Raw genomic sequence first — 15,745 nt, 5'->3', positions numbered from 1 at the left:
ATATATCAGTCCGGGAATACTCAGGGCCTTGCGGCCGCTAGATATCGAGGAACCGAACGTCCTTGGCGTTCTGCTGAATGAAGTTCCGGCGGGATTCAACGTCCTCGCCCATCAGGGTGGAGAAGGTCTGGTCCGCCGCCAGGGCGTCGTCCATGGTGACTTGAAGCAGCGTGCGGTGGTCGGGATCCATGGTGGTGTCCCACAACTCGGTGTAGTCCATTTCGCCGAGGCCCTTGTAGCGCTGGATCCCGTTATCCTTGGGGATGCGCCGCCCCGCAGCCTGGCCCGCCAGCAGCCGCGCATCGCGTTCGCGGTCGCTGTAGACGTAGTCGTGGGGGGCGTTGGACCACTTGATGCGGTACAGCGGGGGCTGCGCCAGGTAGACGTAGCCGTTTTCAATCAGCGGGCGCATGTAGCGGAACAGCAGCGTCATCAGGAGGGTGGTGATGTGCTGGCCGTCGACGTCGGCATCGGCCATGAGCACGATCTTGTGATACCTCAGCTTGGCTAGGTCGAAGTCCTCGCCGATTCCCGTGCCGAACGCGGTGATCATGGACTGGACCTCGGCATTGCCCAGGGCCTTGTCCAGCCGGGCGCGTTCCACGTTCAGGATCTTGCCGCGCAGGGGCAGAATGGCCTGGGTCTCCGGGTTACGGCCGCGCTTGGCGGAACCGCCGGCGGAGTCGCCCTCCACAATGTAGACCTCACACTTTTCCGGGTTCTTCGAGGAACAGTCCGAGAGCTTGCCGGGCATGCCGAAGGACTCCAGGGGGCTCTTACGGCGGGCATTGTCGCGGGCCTTGCGGGCCGCCATGCGGGCCTGCGCCGCGGAAATGGCCTTGCGGATCACGTCACGGGCGGGCCCGGGGTTCCGTTCCAGCCAGTCGCCCAACCCATCCGTCACCACGCGCTGGACAAAGCCCTTGACCTCGGAGTTGCCGAGCTTGGTCTTGGTCTGGCCCTCGAACTGCGGCTCGGACAGTTTGACTGAAATAACGGCGGTCAGGCCTTCACGGATGTCATCGCCGGTGAGGTTGTCATCCTTTTCCTTGATGATGCTTTTCTCCCGCGCGTAGCGGTTGATGAGCGAGGTCATCGCGGCGCGGAAACCCTCTTCATGGGTGCCGCCCTCATGCGTGTTGATGGTGTTGGCGTACGTGTGGACGCTCTCGGAGTACGCATTGGTCCACTGCATCGCCATTTCCAGGGCGATGTGCCGGTCCGTGTCCTCGGTTTCGAAGGCAATGACGTCCTCGTGGACCACGTCCACCTTCTTGCCGGAGTTCAGGTGCTTCACGTAATCCAGCAGTCCGTTGTCGTACTGGTACACCACGGTGTGGAACTCGGCGGGGACTTCGCCTTCGGTCGCGATAGCGTCGAGATCGAGATCCCCGTCCTCGGACGGTTCCTCGGCGGCCTGCCGTTCATCGGTGAGCGTGATGCGCAGGCCCTTGTTGAGGAAGGCCATCTGCTGGAAGCGGGCGCGGAGTGTTTCGAAGTCGAAATCGGTGGTCTCGAAGATGGCGGGATCGGGGTAGAAGGTCTGGGTGGTGCCCGTCTCGGTGGTCTCCTCACCCTTGACCAGGCTGCCCTGCGGCTTGCCGCCGTCGGCGAAGGACATCCGCCAGACGTGGCCCTGCCGGCGGACCTCGGTGTCGACCCGGCTGGAGAGCGCGTTGACCACGGAAATGCCCACGCCGTGCAGGCCGCCGGACACGGCGTAACCGCCGCCGCCGAACTTGCCGCCGGCGTGCAGGATGGTCATCACAACTTCCACGGTGGGCTTGTGCTCCGTGGGGTGCATGTCGACCGGAATGCCGCGGCCGTTGTCCACCACTTTGACTCCGCCGTCGGCCTGCAACACGATCTCGATGTGCGTGCAATACCCGGCCAGGGCCTCGTCGACCGAGTTGTCCACCACTTCGTAGACCAGGTGGTGCAACCCACGCGGACCCGTGGAACCGATGTACATGCCGGGACGTTTCCGGACAGCTTCCAGACCTTCGAGCACCGTGATGTCGCTGGCGCCGTAGCCGTGGGGGGTGGCGGCCTCCGGCGGGGTGCCCGCCGTTACCGCTTCTCCCGCTTTCGCGGCATTTTCCGCTGCCGGGTTCTCTGCATTGTCGTTAGCCACAGGCGCTTTCGACTCCTCTTTTTCGTTGAAGGCCGGCCGTGCCCCTTCCCGGAGGAAACAGCTACTGCCAACGGGCACGTCACTGACGGCGCCGGTTTCTTGCTGGAGTGAGGCTCCGTTTACGCACGCGAGGAATTGCGTCGGAAACGGACTCAGTCAACGTTTCACCGGCGCCCAGTTATCTACCACGATTCTACCGTGCTATAGAGGCGAATCCCGCATTCCAGCGGCCTAAACGGGGAGGAAAGTGCCACTGGGAGGCCACGGATTCCGCCTGCAAGGCTCTGGGGGTGCAGGACTGGGGTTCCTATACAGCTCCCGGGCGTCTAAGCGTCCTACACGCCGTTTGCGGATTTTTCAATACTTTTGCAAGAAGTGCTTCATACCCGGCGGGCAGTGCCCCTCGCGCGACGCCCGGATGCTCCGTTGGTTTGGGGCTGGCAGACACGTACGGGCTTACCCGTAGGTGTCCCGCGGGCCGCGGCCGTTGACGGTCCGGCCACCCTTGCGCCAGCTTGGCGCTGCGGGCCCGAGGACCTGGATTTTGGTCACGACGCCGTCGCCGAGTTCGGTGCGGAACTTCTCCAGCAGGCTGATGCTGAGCAGGCGGAGCTGGGTGGCCCAGGCGGTGGAATCGCAGCGGACGTGCAAGGTGGTGTCGGTGAAGCTCTCCGGAGTGCAGTGGGCGGAAATCTCCGGACCCACAAGCGCCGGCCATTCGGCCATGACCGACCCCACTGCCACGGGGGAAGTCCAGCCACGTTCGGCGACGAGTCGTCCCACCACTTTTCCAAGCCCCATGGGGTCCCGGCCGGTGCCGTGAAACTGTCCGAAGCCTCGGGTGCTGCCCGAACTCCGCCCGGCCTTCTGCGGCGTGGCGCCGGGACGCGGCGGGGCTTTGCGCCGGATCTCACCGCGTGATGCGGCCGCCTCACGCATTCTGTTCAGCGCGGACTGGGCAGCATCGATGTCATCGGGGTCGCGGCCCGGTTGCAGGCCGCCGTCGGAGTCCTTATTCATCGATCTTCCCGCTCATCGATTCCCCGCCGATCCCTCCGGGGATAACTTTCACCCGCCGCCCGGCCAGTTCTGCCGGGATGTCGTCCTCGACGGCGGCAGTCACGAGCACCTGCTCGGCGCCGGATACTATTGCCGCCAGTTTACGCCGCCGCTGGACATCAAGCTCGGCAAAAACGTCGTCCAGGATCAGGATGGGCGCCGAGCCGCCGGTCCGTGCGTCATCAAGCATCACGTAGTACGAGGCCAGGCGCAGGGACAGGCACATGGACCAGGTTTCACCATGGGAGGCATAACCCTTGGCGGGCGCCGAGCCGAGGATAAGTTCCAGTTCATCACGGTGCGGGCCGACGAGGGAGATTCCGCGTTCCAGTTCCTTGCGCCGTGATGCCGCAAAGGCCTGGACGTAGCGCTCCGTGAGTTCATCGACGGTGAGCTGGCGCAGGTCCTCGGCCGGCCCGTCGCCCGAACTTGCGGCGGCCGGCGCGCCGCCGTCGTCTTCCAGGGCGCCCTGCAGCGTGGACCGGTAGACGGCCCCCGCTTCCTTGGACCCGTCAGTGAGCTGGGCATAAGCGCTATTGAGGTGCGGACGGAGCCGTTCCACCAATTCCAGCCGGGCATGCAGCAGCTCGGCGCCCGCCCGCGCCATGTGCTGGTCCCAAACGTCGAGGGTGGCCTCGTGGCCGCTGGTGAATTTACCGGACCGGGCCGATTTCAACAGGGCATTGCGCTGCTTCAGCACCCTGTCGTAGTCGCTGCGGGTGGCCGCATGCCGCGGGATGAGGCTGACCAGGAGCTCGTCGAGGAAACGGCGGCGGCTGGAGGGATCGCCTTTGACGAGGGCCAGGTCCTCCGGGGCGAACAGTACGGTCTGGCAGATGCCCAGAATGTCCCGGGCGCGGACCGGATTGCTGCGGTTGATCCGGGCGCGGTTGGCGCGCGAGCTGTTAATCTCAAGTTCCAGTACCGTGGACTGCCCGCCGCGCACCAGTTTGGCGCGGATCAGGGCACGTTCGCTGCCGAAGCGCAGCAACGGCGCATCGGAGCTGACCCGGTGGGAGCTCAGGGAGGCCAGGTAGCCGATGGCTTCCATCAGGTTGGTCTTGCCGATGCCGTTGGAACCGACCAGCACAGTGACGCCGGGCTCGAAAGTCAGATCCACCTGGGCATAACTGCGGAAATCTGTGAGCGAAAGTTGTTCTAGGTACACGCCGGGTTCAGGATCTTAGGGCAGGGCTATTTTGCGGGCCGGGTCGCATGCCCGCCGAACTGGTGGCGCAACGCGGAAACCATCTTCATCGCCGGGGAATTGTCCTCCCGGGAGGAGAAGCGGGCAAAAAGCGCCGCCGTGATCGCCGGAGCGGGCACCGCGTTGGCGATGGCCTCTTCGACCGTCCATCGGCCTTCGCCCGAATCCTCAACGTAGTCGTCGATCGATGCCAGACCGGGATCCTCGTCCAAGGCCTTGACCATAAGGTCCAGGAGCCAGGACCGGACAACAGTTCCCTTCTGCCACGCGCGGAAGGTGCCGGGGAGATCGGTGACGATGTCCTTGGCAGCCAGAAGTTCGTATCCTTCGGCGTAGGCCTGCATCAGACCATATTCGATGCCGTTGTGGACCATCTTGGCGTAGTGGCCCGCGCCGATCCCGCCCACGTGGACGAAGCTGTCAGCACGATCGCCCTCGGGACGGAGCGCGTCGAAGACGGGCATGGCGCGTTCAATATCGGCGGCGTCTCCGCCCGCCATCAGGCCATAACCGTTCTCCAGGCCCCAGACCCCGCCGGAAACACCGCAATCGGCGAAACGGATGCCTTTTTTAGCCAGCGCGGCACCGTGTTTCTGGTCCTCCGTGAATCGGGAGTTGCCGCCGTCGATCACCAGGTCCCCGGCGTCGAGCTTGGTGCCGAGTTCGGTGATGACGGCGTCGGTGATCTCGCCGGAGGGGACCATTACCCAGATCAGCCGCGGCACTGGCACGGCGGCAATCAGGTCATTCACGCTCGCGACATCGGTGACGTCCGGGTTGCGGTCATATCCGGTGACTTCGATTTCACCCTTGCGCAACCGTTCGCGCATGTTGAAACCCATTTTTCCAAGGCCGATCAGTCCGATATGCACTGAGATGATCTCTTTCCTGCGCTGGTGTTTCGGGTGGTGGTGCTGAGCCAGCTGCTTTTAGTTGGGCAGCCGGACCGGCATGACCAGGTAGCGGTAGTCAGCCTGATCTTCTCCGTCGGCCTCTTTCTGGGCCGTGATCATGGCCGGCTTGGGCGCACTGGTGAAGGAGAATCGCACGAATTTCGTTTCGATGACGCTGAGGCCCTCGATCAGGTAGTGCGGGTTGAAAGCCACCGTGATGTCTTCGCCGGTGAGCTGGGCTTCGAGCTCTTCTGAGGCCTGGGCATCCTCGCCGGTGCCGGCGTCGAGGTGCAGCTGGCCCTCGGTGAAGGCAAGGCGGACCGGGGTGTTGCGTTCCGCCACCAGGGACACGCGCCGTACGGCTTCCACGAGCTCCGAAGTCTGCACCGTTGCGTGGATCGGGGTGGATTCCGGGAACAGGGAACGGATTTTGGGGTAGTCGCCGTCCACCAGAAGCGACGTTGTGGTGCGGCCGCCGCTTTCGAAGCCGATGAGACGGCTGTCATCGTCGGCAAGGGCAAGGTTGATGTCGCCGCTGCCGCCCAGGGTCTTGGCCACTTCGTTGAGGGTTTTGGCTTTAACCAGCGCGCTGGTGGAGATGCCGGGAGTGACGGGCTTCCACGGGACCTCGCGCATGGCGAGGCGGTAGCGGTCAGTGGCCAGCAGCGTGATGAGGTCGTCTTCGATCTCCATGCGGACGCCGGTGAGGATCGGCAGGGTGTCGTCTTTGCTGGCCGCAATGATCACCTGGGAAACAGCCTGGGCGAAGGAATCGCCCGGGACGGTGCCGCTGATGGCGGGCAAGGCGGGCAGCGGGGGGTATTCCGTTTCCGGCATGGTGGCCAGGTGGAAGCTGCTCCGGCGGCAGGACAGCGTGACTTTGTTGCCGTCGGTCTCGATGTCGACCGGGGCGGACGGCAGGCTGCGGCAGATGTCGGCCAGCAGGCGTCCGGACACCAGGATGGTTCCTTCGGTGCGGATGTCGGCGGGGATTTCAAGCCGCGCGGAGGTCTCGTAGTCGAAACTCGAGAGGCTCACGGTACCGGCTTCAGCCTTGAGAAGCAGGCCGGACAGCACGGGCACCGGCGGCCGCGGAGACAACGAGCGCGCGGTCCAGGTGACGGCTTCTGCCAAGACGTCCCGTTCGACTCTGAACTTCACGGAAGGGTGCCGCCTTTCATTGCTGCTGTCATCGCCAGTAGCCGGGCCGCCGGCCCGGCAGGGAATTACAAAAGATGTCCAGGACGGACACACTGCAGACAGCTTAGCCGCAAGAAGTGTGATTCTCCCATCCCCGGGTTACATCCGTGTGGTTCGGGATGCCCGGCCCGGTATCCGTTTCCGGCCGAGGGCCGGGGCGGTCCTGGGCGGGGTCGGGGGCTCGACAAGAAGTTGTTATTTGAGGGATTTCATTTTCAAGGGATTAGTAGTGTTAATAACTGCTGTGGATACTGTGGATAACCGTGTTTCGTGGCGCGATTCCGCGGTTAAGCCCTGTTCATGGGCTGTGGGCGGAGCAGGTTTTAAACAGGCTGTGGATGGGGATAAGATTTCCGGCCGTTTCGCTGATCCACAGACGCCTTAAGGGTTTTAAGCCCATTAACCGCGGTTGTCCCCTTAACTATCCACAGGCTTGTCCACAGGTGTCTGTTAATAAGGTAAGAGTGCGCGTGCGGCCAGATCCGGAAACAGGCCGGAAATCAGCTCAGGAGTTGCGCTGCTGCTGCTTGATCCGGTTGGTCAGTTCGGTCACCTGGTTGTAGATGACCCGGCGTTCCGCCATGAGTTCGCGGATCTTGCGGTCGGCATGGATGACCGTGGTGTGGTCGCGACCGCCGAGCTCCTGCCCGATTTTGGGAAGCGACATGTCTGTGAGTTCGCGGCACAAGTACATGGCGATCTGGCGGGCGGTCACCAGGGTGCGGGTCCGCGACTTGCTGCAGAGTTCTTCCATGCTGAGCTTGAAGTAGTCGGCCGTCTGGGTCAGGATCTGCGCGGAGGTGATCTCCTGGGCGCCGTCGTCGGTGATGAGATCCTTGAGCACCATCTCGGCCAGGGCCACGTCCACCGGCTGGCGGTTGAGGCTGGCGAAGGCGGTGACGCGGATGAGGGCGCCCTCAAGCTCGCGGATGTTGCTGGAGATCTTCGAGGCGATGTACTCCAGTGCATCATCCGGGGCGGACAGCCCCTCGCTGAGTGCCTTCTTGCGAAGGATCGCGATCCGGGTCTCAAGTTCCGGCGGCTGGATATCGGTGAGCAGGCCCCACTCAAAACGGGACTTCATGCGGTCCTCGAAGCCCGCCAGCAGCTTGGGCGGCTGGTCGGAGGTGATGACCACCTGCTTGTTGTTGTTGTGCAGGGCGTTGAAGGTGTGGAAGAACTCCTCCAGCGTCCGGTCCTTGCCGGCCAGGAACTGGATGTCATCGATCAGGAGCACATCCACGTTGCGGTACGTCGTTTTGAAGCTGGTGCCCTCATCGTCACGAATGGAGTTGATGAAGTCGTTGGTGAACTCCTCGGAATTCACGTAGCGGACCCGGATACCGCTGTAGAGCCGGCGGGCGTAGTGACCGATCGCATGGAGCAGGTGGGTTTTGCCCAGCCCCGAATCGCCGTAGATGAACAGGGGGTTGTAGGCCTTGGCCGGTGCTTCCGCCACTGCGACAGCGGCGGCATGGGCGAAGCGGTTGGAGGAACCAATCACGAAGGTGTCAAAAACATACTTCGGATTGAGGCGGCCAAATTCGTGGGACGTGCTGGGCAACATCGGCTGCGGCTTCAGTTCCACTGACGGATCGGCCACGAGGGACAGCTCGACGGCGGGTTCCGGCTCCGTGTGGAGCGGCACCAGGTCGGTGTCCACGTCGATCGCGCAGCGGATTTCGTCGGAGAACACGCTCCGGAGTGCGTCGTCGAGGGCTTCTTTGACCTGCGTCTGCAGCACTTCGCGGGTGAGTTCGTTCGGCACGGCCACCAGGAGGGTCGAACCGATGAGGCCCTGGGCCTGGGCGAGGATGACGAAGCCGCGCTGCCGGGGTGAAACCCGGTGGTCGTTCTCCAGCAGGCTCACAACCCGCCGCCAGGAACTTCCGACAGTGTTGGCTTGGTTGGCTTCGTCTACTGTCATCAATCAGTTCCTCAAACTTGCTTGCCTGCATTGCGTGCAGCCACAAGTCCTGAACCAGCGAGTTGGCCCGGCTTAATCCACAGGGTTATGCACATCCCGTGGATAATCGGCTACTGAGACACTCTAGGTGATGAAAAGGCCAGAAGATAGCTGGGATCTGTCCTGTGGATAATCACACCGTTGTAGTTCGATTCAGGGGTGCGTGACCCGCTTCATCCACAGGTTGCGCCCAGGGTTAGCCACAGCTGGGGATAGCCGCCGAAGGGACCCCCGGTTTGACTCGGGAGGGCGGCAAGCCCTAACGTTGTGAAGTCCCATGTGTACGCTTTTCGCCTCTTTTGAATCTCTCCGACGCCCCGCGTCGAGCGGGTCCAGGGCGAAGCGGCACATACAAATACTTAGCGTCGACCAGTTCTTCCCCTTGATCGGGTGGGCGCACCTTTGATCCCACTGGAGTAACTAACGTGAGCAAGCGGACTTTTCAGCCGAATAACCGCCGTCGAGCCAAGAAGCACGGCTTCCGCCTTCGTATGCGTACCCGTGCCGGCCGTGCCATCCTGGCAGCACGTCGTGGCAAGGGCCGCACCGAGCTGTCGGCTTAAATAACTGACTCGTCGGTCCCCATCCCTGTGCGAGTGTAAAGGTGCTGGCCACCCGAAACCGTCTGAGGACACCAACCGATTTTTCCACAACCGTACGTTCCGGTGTCCGCAATGGACGCCGGAACGTAGTGTTATATACGGCAGCTCTTGCTGCCGACGAACCAAGCCGGATCGGATTCATCGTTTCCAAGAGTGTCGGGAACGCTGTTGTCAGGAACCTCGTTAAGAGGAGACTGAGAGAAGTCGGCGCTTTGTCATTGCAGACGCATGCCAACGGGTTCGCAATCGTGGTCCGGGCCCTGCCGGCCGCGGCCGGGGCCAGCTGGGAGCAGCTGCGATCAGATTACGATTCCGCGTTGGAAAGCACTGTGAAGCGGCTGGGCAGCCGGCCTCCCAAGGCCGCTTCGCCAGTTTCCACCGAGACAACACAGGAAGGGACCCCGCGTGCGTAACTCAACTGCCGCCGTCGTCCCTCCCGTAAAATCCGCAGCAGTGTGGCTGGGCCGGGCGGTCTGGAACCTGCCCCGCAATATCCTCATCCTGTTGCTTCTGGCGTACCGCAAGGTGGTCTCACCGCTGTACGGCCAGGTATGCCGCTTCTTTCCCAGCTGCTCTGCCTATGCGCTGGAGGCGGTGACGGTGCACGGAGCCGTTAAGGGAAGCTGGCTCGCCGCCCGGCGGCTTTTGCGCTGCCATCCCTGGAACGCCGGCGGTGTGGACCACGTCCCCGCCGGAAAATGCGAGTGGCCCGCTGACCGCACCCCCACAATTGTTGTGCTGAACAATCCGGACAAGTACCTGGCTGCTCAGACTGATGGAGAAGGCCGCTCTGCGGCCTGACGAATAGGGATATCGTATGGACTTCTTTGAAACAATCATGTTTCCGTTCAAGTGGCTTGTGTCCGCCATTATGGTGGTCTTCCACGATGGCCTGAGTGCCATCGGGATGCCTGAGGCATCCGGCTGGACGTGGACCCTGTCCATCATCGGGCTGGTGCTGGTGATCCGCGCCGCCCTGATCCCCGTGTTCGTGAAGCAGATCAAGGCCCAGCGGGGCATGCAGCTCCTGCAGCCGGACCTGAAGAAGCTCCAGGACAAGTACAAGGGCAAGACAGACCAGCTTTCCCGCCAGGCCATGGCGCAGGAACAGATGGCCATGTACAAGAAGCACGGCACCAACCCGTTCTCTGCCTGCCTCCCCATGCTGATCCAGATGCCGTTCTTCTTCGCACTCTTCACTGTGCTGTCCGGCATTACGTCCGCGGCCGACAGCGGCAAGGGCATTGGTGCCATGAGCCATGAGCAGGTGGTGCAGTTCGACGAGTCGAGCATCTTCGGCGCCCCGCTCTCCGCGACCCTGCTGCACGGCACGCCCCCGGGCGGCAACGTGGTGGCCGTGTGGATCCTCTCGATCGTGATGATCCTGGCCATGACGGCCTCGCAGTTCATCACGCAGAAGCAGATCATGGCCAAGAACATGTCCGAAGAGGCCATGGCCAGCCCGTTTATGAAGCAGCAGAAGCTGATGCTCTACATCCTGCCGATCGTCTTCGGCGTGGGCGGCATCAACTTCCCCATCGGCGTCCTGATCTACTGGACCACCACCAACCTCTGGACCATGGCCCAGCAGTTCTTCGTTATCCGCCGGATGCCGACGCCGGGTTCCCCTGCCGCCAAGGCCCTGGCCGAGCGCCGCGCCGCGAAGGGTCTGCCGGCTCTGCCCCTGACCGGAGCCAAGAAGGCCGAAGCCGAGGCCGCCGAAGCTGCTGCCGCTGCCCCCGTGGTGGCCAAAAGCCAGCGCGTCCAGCCACAACGTAAGAACAGGAAGAGGAAGTAATGTCCGCCGAGAGCACCGAAAACGCTATTTCCGTCGAAACCGTTGAGAACCAGGACATGAACCAGGACGAGGCCCTGAGCGCGGTCAAGGACGCCGGACCGGCAACCGAGGACAGCGCGGAGACTTCGGAAGGCAAGGGCACGTCAGCCAGCCGCCTGGAAGAAGAGGGTGATGTCGCCGCCGACTACCTCGAGGAACTGCTCGACATCGCGGACATTGATGGCGACATCGACATTGAAGTCCGCAACGGGCGCACGTACATCTCGATCGTCGCGGAGGAAGAATCGGCCGGTTTGGAGAACCTGGTGGGCGAGGACGGCGAGGTCCTCGAAGCGCTGCAGGAGCTGACACGCCTCGCGGTGCTGTCTGCTACCGAGAACCGCTCCCGCCTGGTGCTGGACATCAACGGATACCGCTCAGAGCGGGCCGGCGAACTGCAGAAGATCGCGGAGGACGCCGTCGCCTCCGTCAAGGAGTCCGGTGACACTGTGGCCCTGGCTCCGATGAGCGCCTACGAGCGGAAGATTGTGCACGACGCCGTCGCCGATCTGGGGCTCGTCAGCGAGTCCGAAGGCGAAGGCGCCGACCGCCACATCGTCGTCTCAGCAGACTGAAGCCGCGGATAGTTTGATGGTTGAAATTACCGCTGCCGAGTTGACGGCAGCCCGGAAGATCTTCGGCGACCGCTTGGACCTGGCCAAGCGTTATGTGGAACACCTTGCGACGTCAGGGACGGAACGGGGACTCATTGGCCCGCGGGAAATTCCGCGTCTGTGGAGCCGACACGTGCTGAACTGCGCCGTGATCGAGAACCAGATTGCCCAGGGAAGCCACGTGGCCGACGTCGGAAGCGGCGCTGGCTTGCCGGGCCTGTGCCTGGCTATTGCCCGCCCTGATCTGGAATTGACCCTCATCGAACCGCTTGAGCGCCGGGTCATCTGGCTTCAGGAAGTCGTGGACGACCTTGGACTCGACAACGTGACCGTCATGCGGACCCGTGCGGAACTCGCCGTTGGTATGGTCAACGCCGACGTCGTAACGGCCCGCGCCGTTTCGGCACTCTCCAACCTCGCCGGATTGACCATTCCGCTCCTGGCGGGCAAGGGTGAAGTCGTCGCGATCAAGGGGCGCAGTGCCGGTGAGGAAATTGAGAAGGCAGCGAAGGTGATCCGCAAATTGGGCGGCACCCAGACGTCAGTTGTGGTGGTGGGTGAGGACCTCCTTGAGGAACCCACCACGGTTGTCCGAATCGTTGTGAATAAGCCTCAAAAGATTGCCTAGCACCAGCCCGGTGCCCGCGGAGTCGCAGGGTAAGAGGTTAGGCTAGTAACCGGCAGCTAGAGCCGAACGAGAGTGAGTGTGTCACAGTGACCAGTAGCGAAGCCTCCACGCAACGGATTCCCCCGTTTGTGTCCCTGGGCTCGGCCCGGGCTTTCGTTGCGCCCGCAATCGCTCGCGATCATTCCGTAAATCACACGGCTTCAGTTGCAAAAGCCACCGGGATGGCCGGTGTTTCACGTGAAACCGTAGCCGCCGGCCGTAACGTGCTGGACTCCATTGATGACTCCAGCCCCATCGCCCGCGAGCTGGCCCATGAAAACAAACGGCGCGAGCGGCTCTTGGGCCGCGAACTTCCCAAGCCGGAAAAGACGCGGATCTTCACCGTGTCGAACCAGAAGGGCGGGGTGGGCAAGACCACCACCACGGTCAACATCGCCGCTGCCCTGGCTGCTGCCGGCCTGAATGTGCTGGTGATCGATATCGACCCGCAGGGGAACGCCTCGACCGCCCTCGGTATTGAACACCACGCCGACGTTGACAGCATTTATGACGTGCTTATCAATGACGTTCCGTTGCAGGATGTGGTGGCCCCGTGCCCCGACATTTCCAAGCTGATCTGTGCACCGGCCACCATCCACCTCGCCGGCGCCGAAATTGAGCTCGTCAGCCTCGTGGCCCGCGAACAGCGCCTCCGCCGGGCGATCGATGTGTACGCCAAGGAGCGCGCCAAAAACGGTGAAGAGCGGTTGGACTACATCTTCATTGACTGCCCGCCCAGCCTGGGCCTCCTGACGGTCAACGCCTTCTGTGCTGCCAGCGAAGTCCTCATTCCCATCCAGTGCGAGTACTACGCGCTGGAGGGCTTGAGCCAGCTGCTCAAAAACATCGAGATGATCCAGAAGCATCTGAATGCTGAGCTGGTAGTCTCCACCATCCTCTTGACCATGTACGATGGCCGCACTAACCTTGCCGCCCAGGTGGCCGCCGAAGTACGCGAGCATTTCCCGGAGCAGGTGTTGGGCGCTGTGGTGCCCCGGTCGGTGCGCATTTCCGAGGCTCCCAGTTACCAGCAGACTGTCATGACGTATGATCCCTCATCCAGCGGGGCACTGTCCTACCTGGAAGCCGCAGCCGAAATCGCGGAACGTTAGAATCTTCTCGAGAATTGCACTAACTAGAGTCCGGTGATGCCCGGCTCTTCCAATGGAGGGATTTATCCATGAGCGATAAGCGACGCGGCCTCGGCCGTGGACTTGGAGCACTCATTCCAAGTTCCGCTGCGGCGTCCGGAAGCGGTTCAGCGCCGTCCCGCCCCGTGGATTTGTTCTTTCCCGAAGCGCGGAAGCGGACCCCGCTCGCCGCGGTCCCGGTAGCGGATGAAGACGTGGTCACTCCTGAGGAGGACGTGGCTGCAGAACCGCAGGCTGACTCCCTGGCGGCGGCGTCCGCCAAAACGGTTGACGCCGCTGAGCCAACAAGTCCTGCCGCAGCGAAGAAGGCACCGTCGCGGAAGGCGCCCGCCGCTAAAGCGGCGACCTCGAAAGCAGTTGCGCAGCCTGATGCCGTGGAGACTTCCGAGGACGAGTCACCGTCTGTGACCGCTCCGGGGCCGGCTCCTACTCCCGAGTCCGGCACCGAAGATCAGGGACCGGACCTCGTGGAGGTGCCGGGTGTCCGGTTTGCCGAAATCCCGGTTACCGACATCCACCCCAACCGCAAACAGCCGCGCTCTGTCTTCGATGAGGACGACATGGCGGAGCTTGTACACTCCGTTCGCGAAATCGGGGTGCTCCAGCCAATTGTTGTCCGTACTTCAACCGAAACAGGCGGAGAACCCTATGAACTGGTCATGGGTGAGCGCCGGTGGCGGGCAGTACAGGCCGCTGGCCTTGAAACCATCCCCGCCATCGTCAGGGACACCACCGATGATGACCTCCTGCGGGACGCCCTGCTGGAGAACCTGCACCGCAGCCAGCTGAACCCCCTCGAGGAGGCAGCCGCGTACCAGCAGCTGCTGGAAGACTTCGGCACCACCCACGAACAGCTGGCAGACCGCATCGGCCGCTCGCGGCCCCAGGTCTCCAACACACTGCGGCTGCTGAAGCTTCCGCCGCTGGTACAGCGCCGTGTGGCCGCCAACGTTATCTCCGCCGGCCACGCGCGCGCATTGTTGGCTCTTCCGGACGCTGCTGCCATGGAACGCCTGGCGCAGAAGATTGTTGCTGAGGGGATGTCAGTCCGGGCAACGGAAGAGGCAGTTACCCTCTACCAGAATCCTGCTTCGACCCCGAAGAACAACATTCCGCGTCCCGGAGCACGGCACGAGCGCCTGGACTACCTGGCTTCTTCCCTCTCTGATCGGCTGGATACCAACGTCAAGATCTCTCTGGGCGCCCGCAAGGGCCGCGTGAGCATCGAATTTGCCAGCGTAGAGGACCTCAACCGGATTATGGACGTCCTCACGCCGGGATCGCCGAACTAGTTCTTTGACCTGAAACACTGAAGGGATCCGTTTCACGTGAAACGGATCCCTTCTTTTGTGCGCCACTTCCCTGCCGGTCTTACGGCAGTTGGGAATGTGGGAGGACTCGATTCAGGTCGTTGTAGTGCAACCTTCTTTCGCCGCTGCCGTGCGTCGCCTACAAGAAAGCCTGATTAGCGACCGTGATGAGTCGGAAGGCCGTAGCAGGTGTTGCCCCGCTGATGAGGATACGCGCACTGCACGGACCTAATGCCAGCTGCCGAGGGCAGTCGGCCGCGTTCATCCTGCGGCTGAGCCATGCGCGTTTCGGGGGTAGTGGTGCCCTCCCGTGTCCGAAGGGTCCACTGTTCGCTGTTTTGTGCTTTAGCGGCACCCGCGCACGTTCAGATCACGCCCGATCGTGTACATTTCGGTGGCAATAGCACCAGTCAGCGTTCAGCCAACCCCTCTGCTGCGCGTACGTGGCCTGTCCGCCGGGGACCCCATTGGCCTCTGCCTGTCAGCCCGCTGCCCAACTGTCCCCCTTCGCTGCATATCCGCCCGCATGCGGAAGATTGTAAGAGGGCGAGCTAAAGCTACTGGAACCTCGAAGATTGGCCGTCGTTGGAACATCGTTGTCGCTGCCACGGCCGACCGTGGCGGGAATTGGCTACCCGGCATAGCCTCAGGAACGCCGCCCAACGTCTTTCTATCCGTCTTCTGTCACCGGCGGCAGGTCAGATGCAGCGATATGGTCGAGTGTGTTTCACGTGAAACGTCTGCGCGATGCTGCAGGCACCCTGGGCGCACTCCTGGATGCGCTGCTCGACTGCGAACTCCGACTACCGAGCCCTCGGAACCCTCGGAAGTTCATGCGTATATCGCGGCCGGTCCCGTCCCCTCCCCCGAAGATGACCGTTTCACGTGAAACGATCCCCGATGGCATCAAGGCACCCGAAGCGTATGGGTGCAATGCGATACGAGCTGGGACGTAAGCGCCGGTCGCCCGTGGCCGAGCGTGACCGCTCAGCGACGATATTAGCGCCCCTCTGGCCGCTAGAGGCCTACGGTCCTGCCCGCCTTTACAAAGCGACACGGGGGCTGGAAAGGGATGCCAAAGCGCTCGTAGGGCCTCCTGAGCAGC

Annotated in this window: 14 protein-coding genes; 8 read left to right on the top strand and 6 right to left on the bottom strand. The window is 62.8% G+C overall.

All coding sequences use genetic code 11. From position 1 onward, the window contains the following. Nucleotides 1-37: 37 nt before the first annotated feature. From gyrB to dnaA, 6 genes are all read right to left on the bottom strand, one after another. A complete protein-coding gene (gene gyrB / locus ACTWQD_RS01035; protein ID WP_443194351.1) occupies nt 38-2,134 on the bottom strand; it encodes a DNA topoisomerase (ATP-hydrolyzing) subunit B in 2,097 nt (698 codons plus the stop codon). Nucleotides 2,135-2,590: 456 nt separating this feature from the next. Beyond that, a complete protein-coding gene (locus ACTWQD_RS01030; RefSeq protein WP_443194350.1) occupies nt 2,591-3,154 on the bottom strand; it encodes a DUF721 domain-containing protein in 564 nt (187 codons plus the stop codon). Next, nucleotides 3,147-4,361 (bottom strand): DNA replication/repair protein RecF, encoded by a 1,215-nt coding sequence (recF, locus tag ACTWQD_RS01025; RefSeq protein ID WP_443194349.1) that lies wholly within the window; start codon nt 4,359-4,361, stop codon nt 3,147-3,149. The genes ACTWQD_RS01030 and recF overlap by 8 nt, the downstream gene beginning before the upstream one ends. Before the next feature lie 26 nt (nt 4,362-4,387). After that, nucleotides 4,388-5,272 carry a phosphogluconate dehydrogenase (NAD(+)-dependent, decarboxylating) gene (gnd, locus tag ACTWQD_RS01020; RefSeq protein ID WP_443194348.1) on the bottom strand — a complete coding sequence of 295 codons (885 nt, stop codon included), beginning with the start codon at nt 5,270-5,272 and terminating at the stop codon, nt 4,388-4,390. A gap of 57 nt (nt 5,273-5,329) precedes the next feature. Beyond that, a complete protein-coding gene (gene dnaN / locus ACTWQD_RS01015) occupies nt 5,330-6,454 on the bottom strand; it encodes a DNA polymerase III subunit beta (protein WP_443194347.1) in 1,125 nt (374 codons plus the stop codon). Nucleotides 6,455-6,998: 544 nt separating this feature from the next. Beyond that, nucleotides 6,999-8,420: a chromosomal replication initiator protein DnaA gene (dnaA, locus tag ACTWQD_RS01010; RefSeq protein ID WP_354350834.1), complete on the bottom strand. Its 1,422-nt coding sequence runs from the start codon at nt 8,418-8,420 to the stop codon at nt 6,999-7,001. A 464-nt stretch (nt 8,421-8,884) separates the two neighbouring features. On the opposite strand from dnaA, the gene rpmH reads away from it, so the two are divergent. From rpmH to ACTWQD_RS00970, 8 genes are all read left to right on the top strand, one after another. Further along, entirely contained in the window at nt 8,885-9,022 is a 138-nt protein-coding gene (gene rpmH, locus ACTWQD_RS01005) for a 50S ribosomal protein L34 (RefSeq protein ID WP_003800212.1), read from the top strand. A 41-nt stretch (nt 9,023-9,063) separates the two neighbouring features. Next, on the top strand, nt 9,064-9,474 hold the full coding sequence (gene rnpA, locus ACTWQD_RS01000; protein ID WP_443194346.1) for a ribonuclease P protein component: 411 nt from the start codon (nt 9,064-9,066) through the stop codon (nt 9,472-9,474). Beyond that, a complete protein-coding gene (gene yidD, locus ACTWQD_RS00995) occupies nt 9,467-9,862 on the top strand; it encodes a membrane protein insertion efficiency factor YidD (RefSeq protein ID WP_443194345.1) in 396 nt (131 codons plus the stop codon). The genes rnpA and yidD overlap by 8 nt, the downstream gene beginning before the upstream one ends. 16 nt (nt 9,863-9,878) lie before the next feature. Then, a complete protein-coding gene (yidC, locus tag ACTWQD_RS00990; protein ID WP_443194344.1) occupies nt 9,879-10,859 on the top strand; it encodes a membrane protein insertase YidC in 981 nt (326 codons plus the stop codon). Beyond that, entirely contained in the window at nt 10,859-11,473 is a 615-nt protein-coding gene (locus ACTWQD_RS00985; protein WP_443194343.1) for a Jag family protein, read from the top strand. The genes yidC and ACTWQD_RS00985 overlap by 1 nt, the downstream gene beginning before the upstream one ends. A 16-nt stretch (nt 11,474-11,489) precedes the next feature. Next, nucleotides 11,490-12,140 carry a 16S rRNA (guanine(527)-N(7))-methyltransferase RsmG gene (rsmG, locus tag ACTWQD_RS00980; protein ID WP_443194342.1) on the top strand — a complete coding sequence of 217 codons (651 nt, stop codon included), beginning with the start codon at nt 11,490-11,492 and terminating at the stop codon, nt 12,138-12,140. Nucleotides 12,141-12,226: 86 nt separating this feature from the next. Beyond that, complete coding sequence (locus tag ACTWQD_RS00975) at nt 12,227-13,291, top strand: ParA family protein (protein WP_443194341.1); 1,065 nt, start codon at nt 12,227-12,229, stop codon at nt 13,289-13,291. Nucleotides 13,292-13,359: 68 nt separating this feature from the next. After that, the gene (locus ACTWQD_RS00970; RefSeq protein ID WP_443194340.1) at nt 13,360-14,622 is read left to right on the top strand and encodes a ParB/RepB/Spo0J family partition protein; all 1,263 of its coding nucleotides are present in this window, start codon (nt 13,360-13,362) and stop codon (nt 14,620-14,622) included. The last annotated feature ends 1,123 nt before the right edge of the window (nt 14,623-15,745 follow it).

The sequence above is a fragment of the Pseudarthrobacter sp. 1C304 genome, from assembly GCF_052245515.1.
In the GTDB taxonomy this organism is placed as follows: domain Bacteria; phylum Actinomycetota; class Actinomycetes; order Actinomycetales; family Micrococcaceae; genus Arthrobacter.
The sequence above is the reverse complement of the archived record's forward strand: the minus strand, read 5'-3'. Positions and strand labels throughout refer to the sequence as shown.